Origin of the sequence: Crossiella cryophila (assembly GCF_014204915.1) — a bacterium.
Taxonomy (GTDB): Bacteria; Actinomycetota; Actinomycetes; order Mycobacteriales; family Pseudonocardiaceae; genus Crossiella; species Crossiella cryophila.
The window spans coordinates 3,266,969-3,291,598 of record NZ_JACHMH010000001.1 but is presented as its reverse complement, the minus strand read 5'-3'; the positions used below and the strand labels follow the sequence as shown (position 1 = coordinate 3,291,598).

The window sequence follows — 24,630 nt, the reverse complement described above, 5'->3', positions numbered from 1 at the left end:
AAGAAAAACAGCCGTGGGATCGACCTCCCGGCAGGAGAGGTCGATCCCACGGCATCACCAGGGGAGACGGCCGGCGCTACCCCAGCGAGTCCAGTGCTGATCGGATCATCGCCAATCGCGCCCCGGAGGCGAGTCCGGCGTGGTAGAGGTGGAATTCCTCCACCCCGGCCGCGGACAGCGCGGTCAGCTCGGCCCGCATGGCCGAGGAGTCCACCGGCTTGGGCGGCAGGGCGAGCACGTACCCGGCGATCCTGGTCTGCGGGGCCAGCTTCCGCAGCGCCTCGATACCGGGGATGCTCGCCTCCGGTCCCGGCCAGCACATGGCCACGATCGCGTCGACCTCCACACCCAGTTCGGGTGCGGCGGTGGCGAAGGGTCCGGTGGCCCACTGGTCGGCGTTGGCGTGCACGATGACCCTGATCCCCGGGGCGAGTTCGCGGATCTCGCCGACCAGCAGCGCGCGCAGTCGCGCCACCGCGCTGGTCCGGACGGCGGCGACCTGTGCGGCCAGTTCCGCGCCCAGCGCCGAGTCCACGCTGTCCGGTTCGCCCGCGTCCACGGCCGCGCGCACCCGCGCGCGCAGCGCGTCCACCGCGATGCCGGCCTCGGTGTAACCGGCCGAACACGCTCCGCAGAAGCAGAGTGAGAGCAGGGCCTGGCGGACCTTGCCCCAGTCACCGCCCTCGGTCTTCTCGTGGTGGCCACCGTGGAAGAAGCCCAGCGGTCCGCACGCCTCCAGCACCACGCCGTCCGGCTGCCCCTGGGTCACGATCTCGCGGACCAGGGTCAGCGCGTACTCGACGACCTCGGGCTGGGTGGTGCACAGCGCGTAGGGGTAGCGGTCGCCGAAGGCGTTGCGCACCACCAGGTCCGGCGCCAGGTCGCCGAGGCGGCTGGAGTGGGTGAGCACGGTCCAGGCGTAGACCGGCAGTCCGGCGGCCTTGAGCGCGTCGCGGGCCTGGCCGTAGGAGTCCGGACCGTCCACCCAGGACGGTTCGGCCGGGGTGAGCCTGCGCCCGGCCCAGACCTCCGGCCGCACCGGCAGGTACAGCGCGGCGTGCCGGGCGTCGACCAGGCGGTGCTCCGGGTGCAGCGGGGTGGCGGCCCGCACGGTGTGGTACGAGGCGGCCAGGGCCACCGCGTCCACGCCGAGGTCGGCGATCCGTTGTACCGCACCGGGATCGCCGATGATGTCCCACGGGTAGACGTGGGCGACGGACTTCACCACCGCGGCCGCTTCCTCTCGTAGTCAGGCTGGAACTTCTGCATGTAGCCGGTGTCGTCGCGCACCTTCAGCCCGCAGGTGCGGTAGTTCTCGTGCAGGCGGGCCAGCTGGTCCCGGTCCAGGGTCACGCCGAGTCCAGGGGTGGTCGGCACCGCCATCGCGCCGTCCACAAAGGACACCACGCCGGGTTCGATCACCTCGTCCTGCGCGTTCCACGGGTAGTGGGTGTCGCAGGCGTAGGACAGGTTCGGGGTGGCCGCGGCCAGGTGGGTCATCGCGGCCAGGCTGATGCCCAGGTGCGAGTTGGAGTGCATGGACAGCCCGACGCCGAAGGTGTCGCAGATGACGCCCAGGTGCCGGGAGCGGGTCAGGCCGCCCCAGTAGTGGTGGTCGGAGAGGATGACCTGCACCGCGTCCTTGGCGATGGCCTCGGGCAGCTGGTCGTAGGAGACCACGCACATGTTGGTGGCCAACGGCATCGATGCCTGCTTGGCCACCTCGGACATGCCGTTGATGCCGGGAGTGGGGTCCTCCAGGTACTCCAGGACCCCGTCGAGTTCCTTGGCCACCCGCAGCGAGGTCGGCACCGACCAGGCGCAGTTCGGGTCGATCCGCAACGGGTGGTTCGGGAATGCCTCGCGCAGGGCCTGGATGGCGGCGATCTCCTGCTCGGGCGGGAAGACCCCGCCCTTGAGCTTGATCGAGCCGAACCCGTACTCCCGCACCATCTTCCGGGTCTGCTCGACCATCCCGGCCGGGTCGATCGCCTCGCCCCACTCGTCGGCCTCGGCGCCGGGGTGCCCGGCCCACTTGTAGAACAGGTAGGCGCTGTAGGGCACCGAATCGCGGACCTTGCCGCCGAGCAGGTCGTGCACCGGGCGGCCGAGGAGGTGGCCCTGGATGTCCAGGCAGGCCACCTCGAACGGGGAGAACACCCGGTCCACGGTGCCGCCGGAGGTGAAGTCGCCGGTGAGCCCGTGCTTGTCCGATCCGGCCACGCCGCCGAGGGCTTCGGCGACCTTGGCGTGGATCTGGTTGAGCGCGTAGACGTCCAGCCCGATCAGGCCTGGCAGCACGGATTCCATCCGGGCCAGGTGCCCGGTGTCGCCGTAGCTCTCGCCGAGGCCGAGCACGCCGTCCTCGGTGACCACTTCGATGATCGAGCGCAGCGCCCAGGGTTCGTGCACCCCGGCGGAGTTGAGCAGTGGCGGGTCCCGGAAGGCGATCGGGGTGATGGTGATCCGCTGGATCCGGGTGCCGGTGCTCACACCAGCTCCAGACCCGCGGCCACGATCTGCTCGAGTTCGGCCAGGTGCTCCGGGGTCGGGTCGGTCAGCGGGGCGCGCACGCCGCCGCAGTCCAGGCCGCGCTGCTTGACCGCGGCCTTGACCAGCGACACCGCGTAGCCGGGGGACTTGTCCCGCAACGCCACCAGCGGCCCGTAGAAGCCGTGCAGCAGCGCGTTGACCTTGGCCGTGTCGCCCTCGTCCACCGCGCGGTAGAAGGCCAGCGAGATCTCCGGGGCGAAGCAGAACACCGCGGAGGAGTACAGCTCCACGCCGATGCCGCGGTAGGCGGGCTGGGTCATCTCCGCGGTGGGCAGGCCGTTGAAGAACTGGAACGGCTTGTCCACAGTGGACCGGACCGCGAGCACGATGCGCTGCATCAGGTCCAGGTCGCCGAGGCCGTCCTTGAAGCCGACCACGTTGGGCAGCTTGGCGACCTCGACCGCGGTCTCCGGGGTGAACAGCGCGTTGTTGCGCTGGTAGACGATCACCGGCAGATCGGTGCTCGCCGCCACCTGGCGCACGTAGTCGAGCAGTCCCTCCGGCCGCGAGCCCACCAGGTACGGCGGGAGCAGCAGCAGGCCGTCCGCGCCCGCCTGCTTGGCCGCCGCGGCGAACTGCTTGGCCAGGGGTAGCGCGCCGCCGGCTCCGGCGAGCACCGGGACCCGGCCCGCGGTGGCCTCCACCGCGACCGCGACAACGCGTTCGTACTCTCCGGGTTCCAGTGCGTGGAACTCACCCGTGCCACAGGCCACGAAGACGCCGCCGGGTCCGGCGTCCACACCACGCTTGACGTGCTCGGCGAGCACGTCCTCGGCCACCTCGCCGGTCCCGGTGAACGGGGTCACCGGGAAGAACAAGACTCCATCCAGCTGCATGTCAGACCTCACGACGTCGAGACCGGCGATGGCGGGAACCGCACGCGATTCCCTATCCCTTCACAGCACCACTGGTGATGCCGCGCAGGAACGATTTCTGCAATGACAGGTACACGATCAAACTCGGTACCAGGGCGAGCAGCGCACCGGCCAGCACGACACCCGGTCCGACCATGTCGTCGGAGCGCAGTGTCGCGAGGGCGACGGTGAGCGTGTAGTCGCCGGGATCGGTGGCCACGATCAACGGCAACAGGTACTGGTCCCAGATCATGGTGAAGCCGAACACGGCGACGACTCCCAGTGCGGGCCTGCACAACGGCACCACGATCTGGGCGAAGATGCGGAGTTCGCCCGCGCCGTCGACGCGGGCCGCCTCCTCCAGCTCGAGCGGGATCTCCCGCATGAACTCGGTCATCACGAAGATGGAGAAACCCCAGGCGCCCAACGGCAGGATCACGCCGAGCAGGGTGCCCTTGAGGCTGATGCCCAGCAGCGGGAGGTCGCCGATCACCATCGACAGCGGGATCGCGATGACCTCCTCGGGCAGCATCATGGTGGTGAGGATGGCCAGCATCACGATGGCCTGACCGCGGAACTTCTTGCGGGCCAGGGCATACGCGGCGAACACGCTGACGCTGACCTGCAGCAGCAGTCCGCCACCGGCGATGATCAGCGAGTTGAGCAGGTAGCCCCAGATGCCCTTCTGGGTGGCCACGTCGAAGTTGACCAGCGAGGGGCGGTTGGGCAGCACGGACAGCTTGGTCGGGTCCGGGCTGAAGTCGAAGGCGCCGGAGACCACGGTGATCAGCGGCCCGCAGAAGAACAGGAACACCGCGGCACACAACAGGATCCGGCCGGTGGCGCCCGCTGGGGAGGCGCGCACGCCTGCCCAGCCGAGCGCGGTCTCGCACTGCCGCGCGACCCCGATCGGCTTGCGCCCGGTACCCGGACGGTCCGAAGTGGACGGTGTGACGGGTCGGAGTTCGGTGGTGGTCATCAGGCCTCCCGCCGTCGGCGCAGCAGCTGCACGCCCAGGGTCAGCAGCAGGGTCACCAGGAACAGCACCACCGAGCCCGCCGAGGCCACGCCCAGCTCGCTGGTCTCGAAGCCGAGGGAGAACACCCTGGTCATCCAGACGTCGGTGGAACCGGCCGGGCCGCCGCCGGTGAGCACGTAGACCTCGGTGAACACGCGCAGACCGCGGATCGAGGCCAGGGTGAGCAGGATGGTGATCGCGGGGCGCAGCGCGGGCAGCGTGATGTAACGGATGCGCTGCCAGGTGGTGCAGCCGTCGATCGCGGCGGATTCGTAGAGCTGGCGGTCGATCCCGGCCAGTCCGGCCAGCAGGATCACCATGTCGTACGGGGCGCCCTTCCAGATGCCCACCGCCATCACCGACCACAGCGAGGTGTCCGGGTGGTCCAGGAAGGTGGACGGGCCGAGGCCCACCCAGGAGAGCAGCGAGTTGAGGAAGCCGCCCTCGGCCGGGTAGTAGAGCAGTCGCCAGATCTCGCCGACCACCGCGGTGGCCGCGACCACCGGCAGGAACACCGCCGAGCGCACGAACCACAGCGAGCGCGCGGTGCCTTCCAGCAGCAGCGCGAGGCCGAAGCCGATGAGCATGGCGCCCGCGGTCTGCCCGATGGCCAGGATGAGGGTGTTGTTCAGCGCGTTGTGGAAGCGTTCGTCGCCGAGCACCCTGGCGTAGTTGTCCAGGCCAACCCACAGGTCGCCGAGGAACGGGCGGACCTCGAACAGGCTGAGCCGGATGCCCTCCGCCATCGGGACGTACTTGAAGACCAGGAACAACAGCAGCGCGGGCAGCAGGAACAGCCACGGGATGATGGTGACCGCGAGGCGGCGCCGAGGAGGGCGCCGCCTCGCGGAGTGGGACTCGACGGCACCGCCGCCACTAGCCGCCGAGCCCACGTCTGTGAGGGTCACTGAGCCGCCTTCTGCGACTTCAGTTCCTTGTCGAGATTGCCGGCCAGCTTGGTCAGCTCAGCGGAGACATCGCTGCCGCACTTGGCGAACAGGCTGTTCAGCGTCTCCGCGGTCTGCTGCCGGAAGGGCTGGAAGTTGGGCACGTTCGGGAACGGCCGGGCGTTCTCGGCGTAGACCTTGGCCACGGTGTCCCAGCGCGGGTCGTTGTAGACCGCCTTGACGTCGACGTTCTTGTTCACCGAGAGCCGCACCACGGGACGCTGTCCGGCATCCGGCTTCATGCCGAGCTGCTGGGCCTCCGGGCTGACCAGGAACTCGGCCAGCTTCTTCTGCTCGGCGGTCTTGGCCGATCCGGCCATCTGGTAGATGACCTCGCCCTCGCCGAGCACGGTGGAGCCGCTGGGGCCTGCCGGGGACGGGATGACCTCGTACTTGTCCTTGCCCGGCGCCTTGTCGAAGCGGGTGAACATGTACGGGCCGGTCAGGTAGATCCCGGCCTTGCCCTGCTCGAAGTAGTTGTGCGCGTCGTTGGTGACCATGGTCAGCGAATTGGGCAGGGTCACCTTGGTGTCGCAGAACAGGCCCTTGAGCCAGTTCACCGCCTGGGTGGTCTGCGGGGAGTTCACCGCGACCTTGTACTCGCCGCCGGACTCGCTGAGGATGTCGCCGCCGGCCTGCCAGATGTAGTTGGCCGCCCACCAGGCCAGGTAACCGCGGTCGGTGGAGCCGGGGGCGACGATGCCGAAGGTGTCCTTGGCGTCGCCGTTGCCGTCGGGGTCCTTGGTGGTGAAGTCGTTGGCCAGCGCGGCCAGTTCCTCCCAGGTCTTGGGGACCGGCTTGCCCAGCTTCTCCCGCCAGTCCTTGCGCACCAGCAGCACCTGGGCCTGGGTGGAGAAGGGCACCGCGAAGTACTTGCCGTCGGCGGTCTTGCCGTTGTTCCAGGCGCGTTCGACCAGGTCACCCTGGCCGGCGAAGGCGTTGCGGTCGACCTCGACCAGGAAGCCCTGCTTGCGGTACGGGCCGAGCGAGCCGGTGTCGGTGATGACCAGGTCCGGCAGGTCCTTGGACTGGGCGCGTTCCTGCACCCGCTTGTCGAAGTCGTTGAACGGCGGCGGGTTGTAGTTGACCGGGATGCCGGTCTTGTCGGTGAACGCCTTGAAGATCTTCTCGTAGACCTTCTTGGTGTCGTCCTGGCTGCGCGTCCACACCTCGATCGGCGCGTTCGGATCGCCCTGCTGCGCACCACCGGAGCAGGCGGACAGGACCAGCCCGACGGCCACCGCACCCGCGAACAACGCGGTGCGGGTTCTGGCGGTACGACGCTGCATGCCCGGCTCCCTCAACTTCGGCGGTGGGTTCACCCGAACTGCCCTCTGGACAGATTCGTTCAGATATGTGAATCTGAGTCGTACTTGTGAACCTTGTTGCGGGACTGTAAAAATCAGGGCGTGCCCCTGTCAAGAGGGCGGCACGGGAGAAGAACCCGATTGGACCTGGAGGCCGAGATGACGGAAGCCGTCAAGGACGCCGCGGTCGCCCCCACCCGACCGGCGGCGGTCAAGTCCGCCGACCGCACGGTGGAGCTGCTGGAGGTCCTGGCCTCCTTCGACCGCAGGCTGACGCTCACCGAGCTACATCGCGAGCTGAGTTACCCCAAATCGAGCCTGTACATGCTGCTCCAGACGCTGGTGGCGCGCGGCTGGGTCGAGGTGGAGCCGGACCGCGGCACCTACGGGATCGGCGTGCGCGCACTGCTGGTCGGCACCTCCTACCTGGATCACGACCCCGTGGTGCGCACCGCGATCCGGGTGATGGAGCAGGTGCGGCAGGAGATCAACGAGACCGTCCACCTCGCCCGGCTCGAAGGCGACGACGTGGTTTACCTGGCCAGCCGCGAGTCCGAGCACCACCTGCGGGTGGTCTCCAGGGTCGGCCGCCGGCTGCCCGCGCACAGCACCGCGCTGGGCAAGGCACTGCTCTCCGCCCGCCCGGCCGCCGATGCCGCGGCGCTGGTGCCGGAGTCGATCGCCCCGCTGACCGCGAACACGGTCACCGACCGGGACGCGCTGCTGGCCCAGCTGGATGACTTCCGCCGGGTCGGCTACTCCTTCGAGCGCGAGGAGAACACCCCCGGGCTGGGTTGTTTCGCGGTCGCGCTGCCCTACCGCAACCCGGTGACCGACGCGATGAGCTGCTCGGTGCCGGTCGCCCGGCTCACCCCCGACCACGAGAAGCAGATCGTGGATGCCCTGCTGGGCGCGGCCCGCACCCTCACCGAGCTGCTCCGCCAGCCCGGCCTCACGCCGCTGTGAGCCGTACCGCCACCGGCAAGCAGTCCATTAAGGACAGTCAAGTCACGGACGCACGAAGGGTCTCGGAGTGACCGAACGCATTCTGATCACCGGCGCGGCCGGCGGCGTGGGCACGCTGATGCGGCCCCGCCTGGCCCGCGAAGGCCGCATCCTGCGGTTACTGGACATCGCCGAGCTGCCACCGGCGGGTGACGGTGAGGCGGTCGAGCTGGTGACGGCCTCGGTGACCGACATGGCGGCGATGGAGGCGGCCTGCGCGGGCGTGTCCGCGGTGATCCACCTCGGCGGGCACAGCCTGGAGCGGGAGTGGGCGGACATCCTCGATGTCAACATCAACGGCACGTACACCGTGTTCGAGGCGGCCCGGCGGCAGGGCGTGCCCCGGGTGGTCTTCGCCAGTTCCAACCACGCGGTCGGTTTCGCACCGCGCGCCGACGGCGAGGTGGCCGGGAACGCGTTCCCGCGCCCGGACACCAACTACGGCGTGAGCAAGGTGGCCGGTGAGGCCATCGCCAGCCACTACGCCGACCGGTACGGCCTGGACGTGCTGTGCGTGCGCATCGGCTCCTGCTTCGAGCGGCCGAAAGACCTGCGCATGCTCTCCACCTGGCTCTCCCCCGCTGACGGGGCAAGGCTGCTCGAGGCGTGTCTGTCCACTCCGGACCCCGGCTACCGGGTGCTGTGGGGCGTCTCGGACAACACCCGCCGCTGGTTCTCCCTTGAGGAGGCCAAGGCGATCGGCTACGTCTCGCAGGACGATTCCGAGGCGCACGCGGCCGATCTGCTCGCCGAGCACGGCGAACCGGACGTCAGCGCGTCACCGCACCACCTCGTCGGCGGCATCTGGTGCTCGCCCGACTACGACACCGCGAAGAAGGAGGCCGGACGGTGACCGTCCAGGGCGTGCAGGGCTACAACCCACGGACCGGTGGGACCTACCGCGAGCCGGTGCCGGCCACCCCGCCTGCCGAGGTCGACCGGCTGGCGCTGGCCGCGGCCGAGGCGTTCCCGGTGCTGTCCGGGCTGGCGCTGGCCAAGCGGGCCGAGCTGCTGGAGCTGATCGCGGACGCACTCGACGCGAAGAGCGGGACGCTGATCGAGATCGCGGACACCGAGACCGCGCTCGGCGTGCCCCGGCTGACCGTGGAACTCAAGCGCACCACCAATCAGCTGCGGCTCTTCGGTGAGGTGCTGCGCGAGGGCAGCTACACCGAGGCCACCATCGACTCGCCCAACCCGGACATCATCCCGCCGCGGCCCAACCTGCGCCGGATGCTGCAGCCGCTGGGCCCGGTCGCGGTGTTCTCGGCCAGCAACTTCCCGTTCGCCTTCTCGGTGGCCGGTGGCGACACCGCCTCCGCGCTGGCCGCGGGCTGCCCGGTGCTGGTGAAGTCGCATTCGGCGCACCCCAACACCTCGGTGGCCACCGCCGCGGTGCTGATCGAGACGATCGCCGCGGCCGGGCTGCCCGCCGGGGTGTTCAACATCGTCTACAGCACGCCTGCCGGTTCGCAGCTGGTCAAGCACCACGCGATCAAGGCGGTCGGCTTCACCGGGTCCACCGGTGGCGGGCGGGCGCTGTTCGACCTGGCGGTCGGGCGGCCGGATCCGATCCCGTTCTACGGCGAGCTGGGCAGCGTGAACCCGACGGTGATCCTGCCGGGTGCGGCGGCCGCGCAGGCCGAGGAGCTGGCCACCGGCTTCGCCGCCTCGCTGACCATGGGCGTGGGCCAGTTCTGCACCAACCCCGGTCTGATGTTCGTGCCGGAGTCCATTGTGGACGCACTCGGCAAGGCGGTCGGCGGGGCCAACGGCGGGGCGATGCTCACCGCCCGCATGCGCGACTCGTACGAGTCCACTGTGGACGGTCTGTCGGCGCGGGACGCGGTCGAGCTGGTCGCGGTCGGCGAGGCGCCGGAGGGCGGCTGGACGGTGGCGCCGCGGCTGTACCGCACCACGGTGGCCAACTTCGCCGCCGACCAGGCCAAGCTGAGCGAGGAGTGCTTCGGCCCGGCGGCCATCGCGGTCACCTATTCCGACCCGGCCGAACTGCTGCCGGTGCTGGCCAAGCTGGAGGGCACCCTCACCGCCACCGTGCACGCCGCCGAGGAGGACCACGACGCGGCGGGCACGCTGTCCGCGGTGCTCGCCCGGATCGCCGGCCGCCTGGTGTTCAACGCCTGGCCGACCGGGGTCGCGGTGAGCTGGGCCCAGCACCACGGCGGCCCGTGGCCCGCCACCACCTCGGCACTGCACACCTCGGTGGGCGCCACCGCGATCCGCCGCTGGATCGCGCCGGTGACCTTCCAGTCCTGGCCGGACGCGCTGCTGCCGGTGGAACTCCAGGACGCCAACCCGCTGGGCATCCCGCGCCGGCGGGACGGGGTGCTCGGCACGCACTGAACACAGTGAGCCAGGCCCGGTTCGCGCGGTGACCCCGACCCCGCGTGAACCGGGCCTTTCACTTATTCAGGAGCGGTTTCCGCGTGCCGCCCCTAGCCTGGGCGCATGGCACAGAAGTCGTTCCAGGGAGACGTGATCCCTGGTAAGCAGGTCGACATCCGCATGTGGACCAAGGCCAATGAGGTCGAGGGCCAGGCAATGCAGCAGCTGCAGAACATCGCCGCGCTGCCCTGGGTGTTCAAGCACGTCGCCGTCATGCCGGACGTGCACTATGGCAAGGGCGCCACGGTCGGATCGGTCATCGCCATGCAGGGCGCGGTGTCCCCGGCCGCGGTGGGCGTGGACATCGGCTGCGGGATGACCGCGGTCCGGACCTCCTTGCGTGCCAACGATCTGCCCGACGACCTCCGTGCGCTGCGCTCCGGGATCGAGAAGGTGGTGCCGGTCGGTTTCGGCATGCACCGCGACATCGCCTTCGGTGACCAGGACGCTTCGGACTGGGACTCCTTCTGGTCCGGCTTCGACAACCTGACCGAGGCGGTCAAGGCCGAGACCAAGCGGGCGCTGCTGCAGATGGGCACCCTCGGCGGTGGCAACCACTTCCTGGAGGTCTGCCTCGACGAGGACGACCGGGTCTGGCTGATGCTGCACTCGGGTTCCCGCGGGATCGGGAACCTGTTGGCACAGCATCACATCAGTGTGGCGCGCGGCCTCGCGCACAACACCGAACTGCCCGACCCGGACCTCGCCGTGTTCCTGGCCCAGACCCCGGAGATGGCGGCCTACCGGCATGACCTGTACTGGGCGCAGGACTACGCGCGCCGGAACCGTTCGGTGATGATGCGGCTGGCCTGCACCGTGCTGGCCAAGCAGTTCCCGCAGGTCACCTTCGAGGAGCCGATCTCCTGCCACCACAACTACGTCGCTGAAGAGACCCACTTCGGCGCGGAGCTGCTGGTGACCCGCAAGGGCGCGATCCGGGCGGGCCAGGGCGACCTGGGCATCATCCCGGGTTCGATGGGCACCGGTTCCTACATCGTCCGCGGGCTGGGCAACCCGGACTCGTTCTGCTCGGCCAGCCACGGCGCGGGCAGGCGGATGTCCCGGAACCAGGCCCGCAAGCGGTTCACCGCCAAGGACCTCGCCGAGCAGACCGCGGGCGTGGAGTGCCGCAAGGACTCCGGCGTGGTCGACGAGATCCCGGCCGCCTACAAGGACATCAACAAGGTGATCGCGAACCAGGCCGACCTGGTCGAGGTGGTGGCCAAGCTCCGCCAGATCATCTGCATCAAGGGCTGACCCAAACCGGCCAACACTACGTACCAAACCGGCCAACACACCGTCCCACAACGGCCAACACGCGCGGGAGCGAAACCCCTCCCGCGCGTGTTGGCCGTTCTCGTACGGTGTGTTGGCCGTTCTCGTACGGTGTGTTGGCCGGTTTGGTACGGGGGTTTGGCCGTTGTCGTATGGGGATCAGCCGGTGGCGGGGAGGCGGCGGTAGGCGGGGAGCTTGGCGACCCGGCCGTCGCCGCTGCTCTGCCCGCGCATCCGGCGGATCAGCCAGGGCACCAGGAAGGTGCGCAGCCAGCGCAGGTGGTCCGGGTCGGACTGCGCGGCGCCGTCGACCGCCACCGCGGGGGCCAGCCCGTCCAGCGCGGCCAGTGCCGCCGCGGCCATCGCCTCGTGCGCGATCGGCCCCGGGTGCAGCCGGTCCTCGGCCCAGGCGGCCATCCCGGCGGGGGTCATCGCGGCCAGGTCAAGGCACAGCAGGCCGTGCCGGTGTGCCGCGGCGGTGATCACCGCGTTCATCCGGGTGATCCGGGTGTCCATCCGCCGCCGCAACGCCTGCGGCAGCGGCGCGAACAGGCCCGGCGCCGGAATGGTCGCGGTCAGTACTACCGCCCCGGTCACTCGCAACCCGCTGAACAGCGCGTTCAGGTCGGTGGCGAACTCCAGCGGGTCCAGCCCCGGCCGGATCACGTCGTTCATCCCGACCACCGCGGTCACCAGATCCGGCCGCAGCTCCTGGGCCGCGGCGAGCTGGCTGTGCAGGATGCGCCGGGTGGTCAGGCCACGCACGGCCAGGTTGGCGTAGCGCACCTCGCCCTGCCGGTCCGCGATCGCCTCGGCCAGCCGGTCCGCCCAGCCGCGGAACCCGCCGTCGCCGTCGGGGTCGCCGAGTCCCTCGGTCACGCTGTCGCCCACGGCGACGAACCTCTGCCACACCACGCGCTCCACGTTAGCGCGGGGTGATGAACCCGGACTCATAGGCCGCGATCACCGCCTGGGTCCGGTCCCTGGCCTGCAGTTTCGACAGCACGTTGCCCACATGCGTCTTCACCGTCTGCAACCCGACGAACAGCTTCTCCGCGATCTCGGCGTTGGACAGCCCGGTGGCCATCAGCCGCAGCACCGCCTCCTCCCGCTCGGTCAGCTGCGCCCTGGCCAGGGTGTCCTCGGCCCGCCTGCTGTGGTGCTCGGCGGCCAGGGCCCGGATCGCGGTGGGGAACAGCAGGGTGTCGCCGCCTGCCACGATCCGGATCGCGTGCACGATCTCCTCCGGCCGGGCCCGCTTGAGCAGGAAACCGCTGGCGCCCACCCGCAGCGCGTCGTAGACGTACTCGTCGTTCTCGAAGGTGGTGACCACCAGGATCTTGGGGGGTTCGGCCACCGTGTCCAGCAGGTGCCGGGTGGCCTGGATGCCGTCCACCGCGGGCATCCGCACGTCCATCAGCACCACCTCGGGGCGCAGCCGGTGCACCAGCCCTGGCACCTCGGCGCCGTCGGCGGCCTCGCCGACCACCTCCAGGTCGGGTTCGGCGTTGATGATCGCGCGCAGGCCGGCCCGGATCAGGTCCTCGTCGTCGACCAGCAGCACGGAGGTCATGACGTGGCCGCCCGCATCGGCAGGGTGGCCGCGACCCGCCACACGCCCTCGCACTCCCCCGCGGTCAGGGTGCCGCGCAACACGGTCACCCGTTCCCCGATGCCGCGCAGGCCGCGCCCGCCTCCGTGTCCGCGACCGGACGGCCGCTCCCCCAACGGGTTGGTCATCTCCAGCTCCAGGTTGTCCGCGCGCACGAGCAGCCGCAGGGTGACCGGCACCTTGCCGGCGTGCCGCATCGCGTTGGTGAGTCCTTCTTGGACGATCCGGTACGCCTCCCTGGACACGGCTTTGGGCACGCGGTCCAGGTCGGGTTCGAGTCGGGCGTCGATCTCCACCCCGGCCAGCCGGGTGCTGCGCAGCAGACCGTCCAGGTCGGCCAGGGTGGGTTGCGGCGCGGTGCTGCCGCGGGATTCCTCGCGCAGGATGCCCAGCACGTGGTCCAGGTCGGCCAGCGCGCTGCGGGCGGCCTCCTCGATCGCGCCGAGCGCGGTCCTGGCGAACTCCCGGTCGGTGTCCAGCACCCGCCCGGCGGCCGCGGCCTGGATGGTGACCACGCTGAGCGCGTGCCCGACCGAATCGTGCAGCTCGCGGGCCAGCCGGTTGCGCTGGGCCAGCCGCTCGGCCTTGCGTTCCAGTTCGGCCAGCCGCTCGGCCGGGGTCGGGCCGAGGAAGAACCCGGCCAGCCTGGCCATGATCTCGCCGACCCCGGCCACCAGGTACACCGCGACCAGCGCCACGCCGAGCGCGGCCAGCGGCGCCCACCACTTGTCCGGGCCGCCGCTGAGCGGGATCACGTCGAGGATGAAGTAGGTGGAGTACCGGCTGAACGGCAGGGTGAACGCGCCGACCAGGAACACCGGGATGATCAGCGTGAGCAGGCTGACCCCGAACCCGGTGATCAGGTGGATCATCAGCCAGCCCGCGATCCGCAGCCGCGCCCACGGCGAGCGCGGCCCGCTGGAGAGATCGGTGACCTGGATGCCGAGCAGGGTGCGCACCGCGGTGGTCTCCAGCACGCCGAGCGCCGGGATGAGCGTGGTCAGCAGCAGGGTGCCGATGGCGAACAGCACCGAGAGGGTGGCCAGCGTCCAGCCCTGCGGCAGCGGCAGCACCACGAAGTCGCGCAGCAGCTCCGCGACCGCGGTGCCCGCGACGAAGTACGGGCTCAGCAGCGCGCCGCCGAGCACGAGGTAGATCCACCGCAACAGGGTGGACCTGCTCGTCAGCGGGGCGAGCAGCTTGCCGAGGACAGCGGGCACGGGGACGATCCTGACAGGTCCGGCCCGGCCGCGGGCTCACTCCAGGGCGGTGTGGCCTTCCCCCTTGTGGGGGAGTCCGATGGACCGGGGGCGGGATGCCCCGGACCAGGGGCTGCGGCAGGCTGGGGGCACACTACGAGCCGGAGGTGCCGATCATGCCGACGTCCCAGCGCGCGACCCGCGGCACCGCGTGGCTCGGCTACGCGGCCTGCGTGTGGGCGCTCGGGTTCGCGGTGATGGTGTTCCTGACCGACCGGCCCGAACACGGCGGCTGGGGCCTGACCCTGTTGCCCACCGGCGATTCGCCGACGTTGTGGCTGCTCCAGCTGGCGGCGAGCCTGCTGATCCCGGCGGGCGGGGTGATCGCGCTGGCGCTGACCCAGCCCTGGGGCGCGAACTTCCCGCGTCCGCTGCTGCTCACTGTGGTCTGGACCGGCGCGGCGCTGGCCCTGGCCCAGGCCGGCTACGGGGTGTTCGGCTCGACCCGCTTGGATCCGTGGCAGACCGCCTGGTTCGTGGTGATGGGCCTGCTGCTGGCCACCACCGGACTGCTGCACCGCCGCGCGCGGTGAGACGTTTCACAGCGGCCGACTAAAGCAATTCTGGCTCCTTACGCGATCTTCACAGCTTTTCCGGGTTTATCCTGCCCGATTCGCGGCGATCCGTTCCATTTCGTCCGGATCACCGTGGGATGTCGGGTGGATTTCTTATACCAGTTCATTACCTTTCCGGTTCTGCGGCACCCGTCGCAAGGCTTACACCGTTAGTGGGACGTCATGGACAGGACAGGTTCCCGCTGCGTAGGTTTTGAGACATCCCATCACCCCATCGCGCAATTCCGGGGAGCAGGTCCGATGCCGCCACGAGACTGGTGCGTAACCGAGTCAGCCAAAGTCAGCGCGTTGCTCGACAAACGCGGGGATGCCACCGGCGAGGTCCTTTTCGGCGCCGGTTTCGGACCGTCCGGGTTACCGCACATCGGCACGTTATGCGAGGTCGTGCGTACGAGCTTCGTCCAGCGAACGTTCGCTGAGACCACCGGCAGGCCGACCAGGCTGGTCCTGGTCTCCGATGACATGGACGCGTTGCGGAAAGTCCCGGACGGCTTTCCGAACCGGGAACTGCTGACCGGTCACCTGGGTATGCCACTGCATCGGGTGCCGGATCCATTCGAGCAGGATGAAAGCCTTTCCAGTGGAATCAACGCCCGCCTGCGCCGGGTGCTGGACGCCTTCGAGGTCGAGTACGACCTGGTGTGCAGCTCCACCGCGTACGCATCTGGTAAGTACGATGACACGATCCGTTCACTACTCGCGGACCTGGCCGGGTGCAACGATCTGGTGGGCGCCTCGGTGGGCCCGGTGCGCCGGAGTTCGTACAGCATCCTGATGCCGGTTTCGGCTTATACCGGCCGGGTCATCGAACACACCAGGGTCCTTTCGGTGGATCCGGTGGTGGGCTCGCTCACCTATGAGATCCCGGCCGACGTGATCATCCAGCGGCCCGGCCTTGACTACGGGATCGAGCCGCACGAGTACTACGCGGGCGAGCCCATCGGCGAGCCGATCACGGTCTCCGCGCTGGGCGGGGCCTGCAAACTCCAGTGGAAGGCCGACTGGGCCATGCGCCTGCTCGCCCGCGGCGTGGCCTACGAGATGCACGGCGAGGACCTGGCCGCCTCGGCCCAGGTGGTCCGCCGGATCTTCGCCCGGCTGCGCCGCGAGCCGCCGGTGCTGTTCGGCTACGGCCTGTTCACCGACGAACGCGGCCACAAGATCAGCAAGTCCCGCGGCAACGGCTTCTCCCTGACCGAGGCCCAGGACTACCTCACCCAGGAGGCCCTGCGCCTGCTGCTGTACCGGAAACCCCGGCGGCCCAGGCGGTTCGCCCCGGCGCTGGCGCCGCGGATCAACGACGCGGTGCGGCACGAACTCCGCCGCGCGGCCGATCCCGGGCGCGGCGCGGGCGCCAGGGTGCGGCTGCACCGGATCGGCGCGGGGGCTGGGGTGGCCGGGCCGGGGTTCGGGAAGCTGGTGCGGGTCCTGGACGCCTGCGCGCCGGTGGACTTCGCGGCGGCGGTGGAGTTCGCGCGGCGGTACTTCGCGGAGGTGGACCACGAGCTGCTGGTGAAGGCGTGGCACTTCCACGACGCCCGCCGCCCACTCACCGCGGCCCCGGGAACCGCCGCCGATCGCCCGCACGACGCGACCCCGGCCGCACCTCGCCCGCGCGATGCCGCCCTACTCCCCTGGCTGCCGACCCCCGCCCACACCGCCCTGCTCCAGCGCGTCGCCGAGGTCATCGAGCTGGCCCCGCCCGCCGAACTCGCCATCCGCCTCGGCCTGCTGCTCACCGTCTCCCCGCTCGGCAAGCCCGCCGCCTGCCGAACCCTCTACCTGGCCCTGCTCGGCCGCCCACACGGCCCGCGCCTGGCCACCTGGATCCGGATCACCGGACCCAAGCGCACGCTCCGGCTGTTGCGCGAGACCCTCGCCCGCACCGAACAAGGTGGTTCGCCGTGACCGTCACCACTGCCCCCGTGTCCACTGTGGACTTCCCGGAGATCCGGCAGCGCGCCGCCTCCTTCGCCGCCGACCTGCGTGAGCGCACCGAGGAGATCGTGCGCAGCCTCTCCGGCTACCAGTGCGCGAACGTGGCGCTGGACGAGATCGAGCGCTCGGTGGAGTTCCTGGACAACCTGCACCACAACCGCGAGTACTTCCAGGGCCGGATCCAGGGGGTGACCAGTTTCCTGCCGTTGAACCAGCCGCTGTACGCCACCGTGTGCTTCGGCGTCATCCCCTCGCTGCTGGCCGAGGACGCCGCGCTGCGCCCGCCGACGGTGATGCACCCGCACTACCGCAAACTCGCCGACGTCCTGGACCTGCCGCGCTACTTCCCCAATCTGCGAGTGTCCTATCAGGACCGGGAGGTGTTCGTGGCGCAGCGGGCCCGGCGCACCGACGCGGTGGTGTTCACCGGGTCCCCGGACAACGCGGCCAAGGTCCGGCGGCTGTTCCTGAAACGGACCCTGTTCATCCTCAACGGTTCCGGGCACAACCCCCTGGTGGTCACCGAGTCCGCGGACCTGGAACGCGCGGTGGACAGCGCGCTGCGGGTGGTGCTCTACAACCAGGGTCAGGACTGCGCAGGGCCCAACGCGATCCTGGTGCACCGGGAGCGGCTGGCCGAGTTCCGCTCGGCGCTGGTGCTCCGGCTGCGGGGTCTGGAGCACCGCGTCGGCCCCTACGCCGATCCGGACAACCTGGTCGGGCCGAACAGCGATCCGGACCACCCGCTCAAGTTGATCCGGATGTTCAAGGAGGACCGGGAGTTCTGCGTGTACGGCGGTGAGATCAACCCGGTCAGCGGGATGATCCGGCCGACGGTGTTCGAGAAGGATCTGGCGCTGGGCGGGAACTTCCAGGAGTTCTTCGCCCCGGTGTTCTACCTCCAGCCCTACGACTCCGACGCCGACCTGGCGGGCTACTTCACCGACCACCGCTACCGGCAGAACGCCATGTACGTCTCGCTGTTCGGCGCCAGCCCGTACGTGGACTCGCTGCTGGACACCCCGCTGCACGAACCGGACTCGATCCTGCGGGACACCGATCTGCACCTGACCGAGAAGGGCTACCTGCCCTACGGCGGCCAGGGTCCGGCGGCCTCCTGCCGGTATGTGGACGGGGAGCGGGTGCCGGGCGCGACCTCGCCGCAGCGGGACATCTTCCGGCATCTCGTGGCGCCGCGGCTGGCATGCTGAGCCGCCGCTGGGAACCGGTCGCCGCGGTCAGCACGGTCGCGGTGGTCGGCCTGGCCACCGGGCTGGCGATTCCGTTGGTGTCACTGCGGTTGGCCGCGGCGGGGGCCTCCAGCGCGGTGGTCGGCGCGGCCGCCGCGCTGCCCGCGCTGGGCATCCTGTGCGCGGCCCCGCTGACCGGTCCGCTGACCCGGCGCTGGACGGTGAAAACCGTGCTGCTGGGCGCGTTGGCGCTGTCCGCGCTGAGTTTGCTGCTGCTCACCACGACCGCGGATCTGACCGCCTGGCTGGTGTTGCGGTTCACCGTGGGCGCGGCCGCCGGGATCCTGCTGGCGCTGGGCGAGACCTGGATCAACGAGGTGGCCGCGGACGGGGTGCGCGGGCGCTGGGTCGCGGTGTACACCTCGGTGTTCACCCTCTGCCAGGTCTCCGGGCCGGGACTGCTGGCCTGGCTGGGTTCCGGCGGGTCAGTGCCGATCCTGGTCACCGTGGCCGCGCACCTGCCGGGTGTGCTGCTGCTCGCGCTGACCCGGTGCGAGGTCGGCGGCGGACATCAGCAGCGGTCGTTCGGGTTGCTCGGTTTCGCCCGCCGGGCGCCGGTGATCGTGCTGGCGGTGCTGATGTTCTCCTTCTTCGACAGCGTGGTGCTCGCGTTGTTCCCGTTGTACGGCATGGCCTACGGGCACCCGGAGCAGGTCGCGGTACTGCTGGTCGGCGCGGTCTTCGCCGGGGACGCGTTGCTCCAGGTGCCGCTGGGCTGGCTGGCCGATCGGGTGGACCGGGGCAGGCTGCACCTGGCCTGCGGGGTGGTGGTGTTGTTGCTGGCCTTGGGTTTGCCGGTGCTGATGGCGCATCCGGTGCTGCTGTGGCCCGCGCTGGTGTTGCTCGGTGGTGCGGCGGGCGGGGTCTACACGCTCGGGCTGGTGCGGATCGGCGAGGGGTTCCGGGGCGCCGACCTGGTCACCGCGAACGCCTGCGCCACCACGGTCTGGGGCCTGGGCAGCCTGGCCGGGCCGCCACTGGGCGGGCTGGCGGTGGAGTTGCTGCGGCCGGACGGGCTGATGCTGGCGCTGGCCGCGGTGACCGGGTTGTTCCTGCTGTCCGGGCGGATCAGCGTTCCGCGCCACGGGGTTTCAGCGCGCTGAGCCCGAACAGCCCGGCCACGGTGAGTGCCAGCAACAGCATGGTGCTCGCCGCGGCCAGGAACACCTCGCCGCGGTCGGTGTGCGCGAAGATGCTCACCGGCAGCGTGCGCCAGTCCGGCGGGTACAGCATGATCGTCGCGCCCACCTCGCCCATGGACAGCGCCAGGCCCAGCCCGGCCGCACCGGACATCGCGGGCAGCAGCAACGGCAATCGCACCCGCCACAGCACCCGGCCCGGCCGCGCACCCAGGCTCGCCGCGACCTGGTTGAGCGCCGGATCCGCCCGGTCCAGCGCGGCGGCCACCATGCTGTAGGCGAAGGGCAGCACGATCACCAGGTGCGCGATCAGCACGATCCACCGGGTGCCGTTGAGCAGCAACGGTTGTCGGCTGAACGCGACCAGCAGGGCCAAGCCGACCACCACCGAGGGCACCGCGATCGGCAGGTGCAGCACCAGGTCCACGATCCGGCGCGGGATCGGCGGCAGGCTCCGCACCACGACCGCGCCCCAGGTGCCCAGCAACACGGCGGCCAGTGAGGCCAGTGCCGCGGTCTGCAGGCTCACCACCGCGCTGGCCAGTCCGTCGCCGGAGACCGCCGTGGCCAGGTGCCCGGCGGTGTACCCGTCCGGCAGCACGCTGTTCCAGCTGCTCGCGATCGCGGCCAGCGCGATCATCGCCAGCGGGGCGAGCACGATCACGCCGAACAGCACGGCGAAGACCAGCCACAGGATGATCCGGCTACGCCTTGTCCAGACCAACACGGTCTGCCCCCGTCCTGCTGAAGACCCAGCGGTAAAGACCATAGAGAGCGAGGGAAAGGGCCACGTTGACCACCGCGACCACGCTGGCCTGCGGGAAGTCGAAGGTGACGATGCCCTTGGTGTAGACCAGCATCGGCAGGGTCACCACGTCCTTGGCGCCGACGAAGAGCACGATGCCGAACTCGTTCATGGTGAGCAGCAACGTCAGGCACGCCCCGGCGGCCAAAGCGGGACGGGCCTCGGGCAGCACCACTCGCCACAGCACCCGCCACGGCCGCGCGCCCAGACTGGCGGCCACGTCCAGCTGGGCGCCGGAGATCTGCCGGAACGCGGCCAGCGCGGGCCGCAGCACGAACGGGGTGTAGAAGGTGATCTCGGCGAGCAGCACACCCCATGGCGTGTACAGGAAATCCAGGGTGCCCTGGCCGAGGATCGCGTTGAGCACGCCCGCGCTGCCGTAGAGGAAGGTGAAGGACAGCGCGATCAGGAAGGAGGGGAACGCGAGCACCGCGTCCACCAGTCTGGCCGCCACTCCGGCGCCGGGGAACGGCGCGAAGGCCAGCACCAGCGCCAGGAAGGTGCCCAGCAGCAGGCAGCCGACGGTGGCGCAGACCGCGAGCAGCACGGTCCGCCACACCGCGCGGCCGAACTCGGCGGAGGCGAACACCTCCGCCCAGGCGTCGCCGGTGAAGGACTGCTGGGCCAGCAGCACCAGGGGGTAGACGAAGAAGCCGAGCACCACCAGCAGTGGCGGCAACAGCCACAGCAGCCGGGTCACCGGGCACCGCCGGCCGGGACCAGCGGACAGCCGTCGGCCACGGTCACCCCGACCCGCTCGCCCAGCGCGGGCAGGCCGTCCATTGTGGACACTTCGGCACGGGCGGGGCCGAGGCCGTCGAGTTCCAGGTCCAGCCGGAACCCGTTGCCGCGCCACTGCACGCCGACCAGCCGGGCGGGCAGGCCACCGGCGGCCTCGGCGTGCACCGTGAGCCGGTGCGGGCGCACGCCCAGGGTGGCCTCCTGCCCGGCCAGCATCGTGCCGGTGGTCTCCGCGCGCAGGGTCAGCGAGCCGAGCCGGACCTGGGCGCCGGTGTCCGCGCCGATGTCCAGCACCCGCACCGGGAGCAGGTTGGCCGAGCCGAGGAAGGAGGCGGTGAACGCCGAGGGCGGCCGCTGGTACAGCTCGCGGGCCGGGCCGATGTCGACCAGCTTCGCATCGCGCATGACCGCGATCCGGTCGGCCAGCGCGAGGGCCTCGCCCTGGTCGTGGGTGACGTGGATGATCGCGGTGTCCGGCAGTTCGGCGCGCAGCCGCAGCAGCTCGGCGATCATGTCCTCGCGCAGGGCGGCGTCGAGTGCGGAGAGCGGTTCGTCCAGCAGCAGCACCGGCGGCCGGATGGCCAGTGCGCGGGCGATGGCGATCCGCTGCTGCTGCCCGCCGGAGAGTTCGCGCGGATACCGGTCCCGGAAGCCCGCCATGCCAACGAGTTCGAGGACCTCGGTGACCCGGCGTTCGATCTCCTTGCGACCGGCGCGGCGGGCACGCAGGCCGAAGGCCACGTTGTCGAAGACCCGCATGTGCGGGAACAGCGCGTAGCTCTGCACCACCACGCCGAGGCCACGCCGGTGCGGTGGCAGGTCGGTGACGTCCTCGCCGCCGAGGAAGACCCGGCCGCCGCTGGGCCGCAGGAATCCTGCGATGGCCTTGAGCGCGGTGGATTTGCCCGAGCCGGAGGGGCCGAGCAGGGCGAGGGTCTCGCCGACGGCGACCTCCAGGTCGAGTCCGGCCAGCGCCACCGTCCGTCCGAAATGGACGCTCACCTGTTCAAGGCGTACCGCGCTCATCGGCCGACTGCCTTGCCGTAGGCGGCCAGGTCGGCGTCCAGGCGGGTCAGCACCGTGTTCCAGTCCGGCTGCCAGATGTCGACGCCGTCCAGTTCCGCGCTGATCCGGGTGGCCAGCTCGCCCTCGGCCTTGATGTCGGCGCGCCCCGGCGTGCCGAAGCTCTCCGGCGCGGTGCGCTGCACCTCGGTGGAGAACAGGAACTCCAGCAGTTTCTTGCCGGACTCGCTGTGCGGGGCCTGTGCGGCCAGTCCGGCGTGGTACGGGATGGCGAAGGTGGACCGCTTGCCCGCGTTGTCGGCGGGCAGGAAGATCCGCATGTTGGACTTGTCGTTGTTGATCAGCGCCAGGTTCATCTGCAGGTCGCCGTTGGCCACGTGCAGTTCGCCCTTGGCCACCTTGGGTTGCAGCTTGCCGGTGGAGGAGGACGGGCCGACGTTGTTGGTCTCCAGGCGCTTGAGGTAGTCCAGGGCGCCCTGGTCGCCGAGCACGTGCTGGAGCTGCAGCAGCACCGCGGTGCCGTCCCCGGCCTGGCCGGGGGTGGAGTACTGGAGCTTGCCCTTGAAGCGAGGGTCCAGGAGGTCGTCCCAGGTGCGCGGGGCGGGCTGGGCGTGGTCGGGGTTGTAGACCATGACCAGGTAGTTGTTGATCATCGCCGCGTACCGGTCGCCCGGGTCGCGGGCGCCGGCCGGGACCTGGTCGGCGCCCGGGATCCGGTGCTCGGCCAGCAGGTTCTGCTGAGCGGCGCGCTGGATGAACGGCGGCAGCGTGACCAGCACGTCGGCCTGGGGGTTGGCGCGTTCCTTCTCCATCCGGGACACGATCCCGCCGGAGCCCTCCTCCACCACGTTGACCGCGATGCCGGTCTTCCTGGTGAATTCGGCGAACCGCTTGGCGTACCAGTCCTTGAGGCCGTCGGCGCTGTAGACGACGACGGTGTCCGCACCGCTGCCGCCCGCGGTGCCACCGCAGGCGCTACCGACGGCGAGCAGGGTCAGGGTGATGGCGGCGGCCAGCAACCGGCGCATGGGGTTCTCCCTCAACGGCTTTCGGGCTTGATCAGCAGATCGGGTAGCTCACGGACGGAGTCGAGCACGTGGGTGGCGCCTGCGGCGGTGAGCGCCGCGCGGTCGTGGGCTCCGGTGAGCACGCCCGCGACCACGGTAGCGCCCGCACGGAGTCCACTGTGGACATCGGCGGTGGTGTCGCCGACCACGGCGACCTGACGGACGTCGGTGATACCCAGCCGCAGCACGGCGGTGAGCACCAGGTCGGGGTAGGGCCGTCCGCGCCCGGCCTCGGCGGGGGTGAGACTGAGGTCGACCAGGTTTTCCCAGCCCAGTCCGGCCAGCAGCCGGTCCCGGGTGGGCGCGGCGAACCCGGTGCCCAGGGCGACCTTGATCCCGTTGTCCCGCAGGCGGGTGATGGCCTCGGCCGCGCCGGGCACCGGGTCGCAGTGTCCGGCGTCGACCAGGTCGGCGTATGCCTGCTCGAATGCCTGGTTGGCGGTCTGGGCGCGGTCCTCGTCGTTGTCGAGCAGCGCGCGGAAGACGGTGATCTTGGATTCCCCCATGGTGGCGCGCACGTAGTCGAGCATGCCGGGGTAGGCGGGCGCGTCCGGTGCGACGCCGACCGCGCCGACCGCGGCGGTGAACGCGCGTTCGACCAGTCCGCCGTCGAGCACGGTGGTGCCGGCCATGTCCAGCACTGCCAAGGTGATCGTCACAGTCCGGCCTCCAGCGCGGTGGTTTCGGCGATCGCGGGCGAGCAGGTCATGCCCCGCCCGCCGGGTCCGGCGATGACCCAGGCCCGGTCGGTGAGCCGGGCCCGGTGCACGATCTCGCCGGTCCGGCTCTGCGCGTACACCCCGGCCCAACGTCGCCGGATCGGCGGAAGTGCCTGTCCCAGCAGGGATTCGGTGACCTCGCGCAGGTACTCGTACGGTGCTTCCTCGGTGTCGAACGGGAACGGTTCCTCGTACCCGTGCGTGTCGCCGATGGTCAGCCCGCCGTCGCGGCGCTGCACGACCAGCAGCTGCATGGCGTGTTCGGCGGCCACCGCGGCCTGCGGCTGGTTGGCGCGCAAGGCATCCAGGGCGGGTCCGGCGTAGGCCGGGTAGTAGCGCAGGCTGTCCGCGTCGGCCACCGCGGTCGGGAAGTCCGCGCCGAGCGGTTCGGTCTGCATCATCTGCAACCGCACCCGCCGCAACGGCAGTTCCCCGGCCACCTCCCTGGCCAGCCCGCCGAGCTGCGCGCCAATGCACAACAGCACCAGGTCGGCCTCGTGCCGCTGCCCGTGATCGTCCCGGACCCCGTCCGCGGTCAGCTCGCGCACCTCGCGGCCGGGCAGCCAGGTGTAGCGACCGGTGGCCTGGAGGTGTTGGCGCAGCGCGGGTTGCGCGGTCCTCGGCTCCACCGCTCCGTCCTTGTCGCACCACAGCGCGGCCAGGAAGTCCCCGCGCAGCGCCGGGTTGCGCAGCCGGGCCTGCTCGGGGTCGAGCAGGGTGGTGCCGCGCTGGGCCGCGGCGGCGGAGGCGGCGAACGCCTCGGCCACGGCCAGTTCGGCGTCGGTCCGCAACACGGTGAGCGACCCGGCAGGCCGGAACCCGAGCGCGGGCACCTCGGCGCCCAGCCGCTCCCACAGTTCGCGGGCGCGCAGCGCGGTGGCCAGTTCGGCGCCCTCGGACCGCCCGCTCACCCAGACCAGGCCGAAGTTGCGCACCGAGGCGCCCCTGGCCTCGGGCTCGCGTTCGAGCTGGATGACGTCATGGCCTCGGGAGAGGGCCTGCCAGGCGTGCATGGTCCCCAGCACGCCGCCGCCCACGATCAGTACTCGCACCCGGCACACGGTTGTCGGCGCAACCGAACAGCCCGGGACCATCAGCCCAACCAGGGGTGAACTCCCAGGTAAAGATGAACTAGAC

23 protein-coding genes are annotated in these 24,630 nt (G+C 70.6%); 8 read left to right on the top strand and 15 right to left on the bottom strand.

Going from position 1 to position 24,630, the window contains the following annotated elements:
• Positions 1-76 precede the first annotated feature (76 nt).
• From HNR67_RS15275 to HNR67_RS15250, 6 genes are read right to left on the bottom strand one after another with little or no spacing between them, the layout of a single operon-like run.
• Entirely contained in the window at positions 77-1,225 is a 1,149-nt protein-coding gene (locus HNR67_RS15275; RefSeq protein WP_221489912.1) for a hypothetical protein, read from the bottom strand.
• Positions 1,222-2,493 (bottom strand): glucarate dehydratase family protein, encoded by a 1,272-nt coding sequence (locus HNR67_RS15270; RefSeq protein ID WP_185002723.1) that lies wholly within the window; start codon positions 2,491-2,493, stop codon positions 1,222-1,224. The genes HNR67_RS15275 and HNR67_RS15270 overlap by 4 nt, the downstream gene beginning before the upstream one ends.
• A complete protein-coding gene (locus tag HNR67_RS15265) occupies positions 2,490-3,389 on the bottom strand; it encodes a 5-dehydro-4-deoxyglucarate dehydratase (protein ID WP_185002722.1) in 900 nt (299 codons plus the stop codon). Before HNR67_RS15265 ends, HNR67_RS15270 begins: the two co-directional genes overlap by 4 nt.
• Before the next feature lie 52 nt (positions 3,390-3,441).
• Positions 3,442-4,386, bottom strand: coding sequence for a carbohydrate ABC transporter permease (locus tag HNR67_RS15260; RefSeq protein ID WP_185002720.1), 945 nt, complete (start codon positions 4,384-4,386; stop codon positions 3,442-3,444).
• Positions 4,386-5,333, bottom strand: a complete 948-nt coding sequence (locus HNR67_RS15255; protein ID WP_221489911.1) for a carbohydrate ABC transporter permease — start codon at positions 5,331-5,333, stop codon at positions 4,386-4,388. The genes HNR67_RS15260 and HNR67_RS15255 overlap by 1 nt, the downstream gene beginning before the upstream one ends.
• Complete coding sequence (locus tag HNR67_RS15250; protein WP_185002718.1) at positions 5,330-6,661, bottom strand: ABC transporter substrate-binding protein; 1,332 nt, start codon at positions 6,659-6,661, stop codon at positions 5,330-5,332. Before HNR67_RS15250 ends, HNR67_RS15255 begins: the two co-directional genes overlap by 4 nt.
• A 177-nt stretch (positions 6,662-6,838) precedes the next feature.
• Between HNR67_RS15250 and HNR67_RS15245 the strand changes: the two genes are divergently transcribed.
• From HNR67_RS15245 to HNR67_RS15230, 4 genes are all read left to right on the top strand, one after another.
• Positions 6,839-7,645, top strand: a complete 807-nt coding sequence (locus HNR67_RS15245) for an IclR family transcriptional regulator (protein ID WP_185002717.1) — start codon at positions 6,839-6,841, stop codon at positions 7,643-7,645.
• A gap of 67 nt (positions 7,646-7,712) precedes the next feature.
• Positions 7,713-8,537 (top strand): NAD-dependent epimerase/dehydratase family protein, encoded by an 825-nt coding sequence (locus HNR67_RS15240; RefSeq protein ID WP_185002716.1) that lies wholly within the window; start codon positions 7,713-7,715, stop codon positions 8,535-8,537.
• Positions 8,534-10,048 (top strand): aldehyde dehydrogenase (NADP(+)), encoded by a 1,515-nt coding sequence (locus HNR67_RS15235; RefSeq protein ID WP_185002714.1) that lies wholly within the window; start codon positions 8,534-8,536, stop codon positions 10,046-10,048. Before HNR67_RS15240 ends, HNR67_RS15235 begins: the two co-directional genes overlap by 4 nt.
• A gap of 105 nt (positions 10,049-10,153) precedes the next feature.
• On the top strand, positions 10,154-11,347 hold the full coding sequence (locus tag HNR67_RS15230; RefSeq protein WP_246492518.1) for an RtcB family protein: 1,194 nt from the start codon (positions 10,154-10,156) through the stop codon (positions 11,345-11,347).
• A gap of 177 nt (positions 11,348-11,524) precedes the next feature.
• On the opposite strand, the gene HNR67_RS15225 is transcribed toward HNR67_RS15230, so the two are convergent.
• The 3 genes from HNR67_RS15225 to HNR67_RS15215 are packed head-to-tail and all read right to left on the bottom strand — an operon-like array spanning position 11,525 to position 14,197.
• Complete coding sequence (locus HNR67_RS15225) at positions 11,525-12,280, bottom strand: SGNH/GDSL hydrolase family protein (protein ID WP_185002712.1); 756 nt, start codon at positions 12,278-12,280, stop codon at positions 11,525-11,527.
• A gap of 10 nt (positions 12,281-12,290) precedes the next feature.
• Entirely contained in the window at positions 12,291-12,938 is a 648-nt protein-coding gene (locus HNR67_RS15220) for a response regulator (RefSeq protein ID WP_185002711.1), read from the bottom strand.
• On the bottom strand, positions 12,935-14,197 hold the full coding sequence (locus HNR67_RS15215) for a sensor histidine kinase (protein WP_312987310.1): 1,263 nt from the start codon (positions 14,195-14,197) through the stop codon (positions 12,935-12,937). Before HNR67_RS15215 ends, HNR67_RS15220 begins: the two co-directional genes overlap by 4 nt.
• A gap of 155 nt (positions 14,198-14,352) precedes the next feature.
• Here HNR67_RS15215 and HNR67_RS15210 point away from each other — a divergent pair, with 155 nt between their 5' ends.
• The 4 genes from HNR67_RS15210 to HNR67_RS15200 all read left to right on the top strand — a co-directional run bounded on the left by HNR67_RS15210 (position 14,353) and on the right by HNR67_RS15200 (position 19,102).
• Positions 14,353-14,769: a hypothetical protein gene (locus HNR67_RS15210; RefSeq protein ID WP_185002709.1), complete on the top strand. Its 417-nt coding sequence runs from the start codon at positions 14,353-14,355 to the stop codon at positions 14,767-14,769.
• A gap of 204 nt (positions 14,770-14,973) precedes the next feature.
• Complete coding sequence (locus tag HNR67_RS43475) at positions 14,974-16,719, top strand: hypothetical protein (RefSeq protein ID WP_312987308.1); 1,746 nt, start codon at positions 14,974-14,976, stop codon at positions 16,717-16,719.
• Complete coding sequence (locus HNR67_RS43470; protein ID WP_221489909.1) at positions 16,716-17,960, top strand: aldehyde dehydrogenase family protein; 1,245 nt, start codon at positions 16,716-16,718, stop codon at positions 17,958-17,960. The genes HNR67_RS43475 and HNR67_RS43470 overlap by 4 nt, the downstream gene beginning before the upstream one ends.
• Positions 17,954-19,102 carry an MFS transporter gene (locus tag HNR67_RS15200; protein ID WP_185002708.1) on the top strand — a complete coding sequence of 383 codons (1,149 nt, stop codon included), beginning with the start codon at positions 17,954-17,956 and terminating at the stop codon, positions 19,100-19,102. Before HNR67_RS43470 ends, HNR67_RS15200 begins: the two co-directional genes overlap by 7 nt.
• On the opposite strand, the gene HNR67_RS15195 is transcribed toward HNR67_RS15200, so the two are convergent.
• The 6 genes from HNR67_RS15195 to HNR67_RS15170 are packed head-to-tail and all read right to left on the bottom strand — an operon-like array spanning position 19,068 to position 24,545.
• Positions 19,068-19,865 (bottom strand): ABC transporter permease, encoded by a 798-nt coding sequence (locus tag HNR67_RS15195; RefSeq protein ID WP_312987306.1) that lies wholly within the window; start codon positions 19,863-19,865, stop codon positions 19,068-19,070. The genes HNR67_RS15200 and HNR67_RS15195 overlap by 35 nt on opposite strands.
• Positions 19,843-20,643, bottom strand: a complete 801-nt coding sequence (locus tag HNR67_RS15190) for a 2-aminoethylphosphonate ABC transporter permease subunit (protein ID WP_185002704.1) — start codon at positions 20,641-20,643, stop codon at positions 19,843-19,845. Before HNR67_RS15190 ends, HNR67_RS15195 begins: the two co-directional genes overlap by 23 nt.
• The gene (locus HNR67_RS15185; protein ID WP_185002703.1) at positions 20,640-21,710 is read right to left on the bottom strand and encodes an ABC transporter ATP-binding protein; all 1,071 of its coding nucleotides are present in this window, start codon (positions 21,708-21,710) and stop codon (positions 20,640-20,642) included. Before HNR67_RS15185 ends, HNR67_RS15190 begins: the two co-directional genes overlap by 4 nt.
• Positions 21,707-22,735: a 2-aminoethylphosphonate ABC transporter substrate-binding protein gene (locus tag HNR67_RS15180; RefSeq protein WP_185002701.1), complete on the bottom strand. Its 1,029-nt coding sequence runs from the start codon at positions 22,733-22,735 to the stop codon at positions 21,707-21,709. The genes HNR67_RS15185 and HNR67_RS15180 overlap by 4 nt, the downstream gene beginning before the upstream one ends.
• 11 nt (positions 22,736-22,746) lie before the next feature.
• Positions 22,747-23,433: a phosphonatase-like hydrolase gene (locus HNR67_RS15175; protein ID WP_185002699.1), complete on the bottom strand. Its 687-nt coding sequence runs from the start codon at positions 23,431-23,433 to the stop codon at positions 22,747-22,749.
• Positions 23,430-24,545 carry a TIGR03364 family FAD-dependent oxidoreductase gene (locus tag HNR67_RS15170; protein WP_185002697.1) on the bottom strand — a complete coding sequence of 372 codons (1,116 nt, stop codon included), beginning with the start codon at positions 24,543-24,545 and terminating at the stop codon, positions 23,430-23,432. The genes HNR67_RS15175 and HNR67_RS15170 overlap by 4 nt, the downstream gene beginning before the upstream one ends.
• Positions 24,546-24,630: the final 85 nt, after the last annotated feature.

Bases quoted from the DNA above. Each gene is read 5' to 3' on its own strand.
- HNR67_RS15265 (WP_185002722.1), bottom strand. From the start codon at position 3,389: ATGCAGCTGGATGGAGTCTTGTTCTTCCCGGTGACCCCGTTCACCGGG.
- HNR67_RS15260 (WP_185002720.1), bottom strand. From the start codon at position 4,386: ATGACCACCACCGAACTCCGACCCGTCACACCGTCCACTTCGGACCGT.
- HNR67_RS15250 (WP_185002718.1), bottom strand. From the start codon at position 6,661: ATGCAGCGTCGTACCGCCAGAACCCGCACCGCGTTGTTCGCGGGTGCG.
- HNR67_RS15245 (WP_185002717.1), top strand. From the start codon at position 6,839: ATGACGGAAGCCGTCAAGGACGCCGCGGTCGCCCCCACCCGACCGGCG.
- HNR67_RS15230 (WP_246492518.1), top strand. From the start codon at position 10,154: ATGGCACAGAAGTCGTTCCAGGGAGACGTGATCCCTGGTAAGCAGGTC.
- HNR67_RS15220 (WP_185002711.1), bottom strand. From the start codon at position 12,938: ATGACCTCCGTGCTGCTGGTCGACGACGAGGACCTGATCCGGGCCGGC.
- HNR67_RS15210 (WP_185002709.1), top strand. From the start codon at position 14,353: ATGCCGACGTCCCAGCGCGCGACCCGCGGCACCGCGTGGCTCGGCTAC.
- HNR67_RS43475 (WP_312987308.1), top strand. From the start codon at position 14,974: ATGGACAGGACAGGTTCCCGCTGCGTAGGTTTTGAGACATCCCATCAC.
- HNR67_RS15200 (WP_185002708.1), top strand. From the start codon at position 17,954: ATGCTGAGCCGCCGCTGGGAACCGGTCGCCGCGGTCAGCACGGTCGCG.
- HNR67_RS15185 (WP_185002703.1), bottom strand. From the start codon at position 21,710: ATGAGCGCGGTACGCCTTGAACAGGTGAGCGTCCATTTCGGACGGACG.
- HNR67_RS15180 (WP_185002701.1), bottom strand. From the start codon at position 22,735: ATGCGCCGGTTGCTGGCCGCCGCCATCACCCTGACCCTGCTCGCCGTC.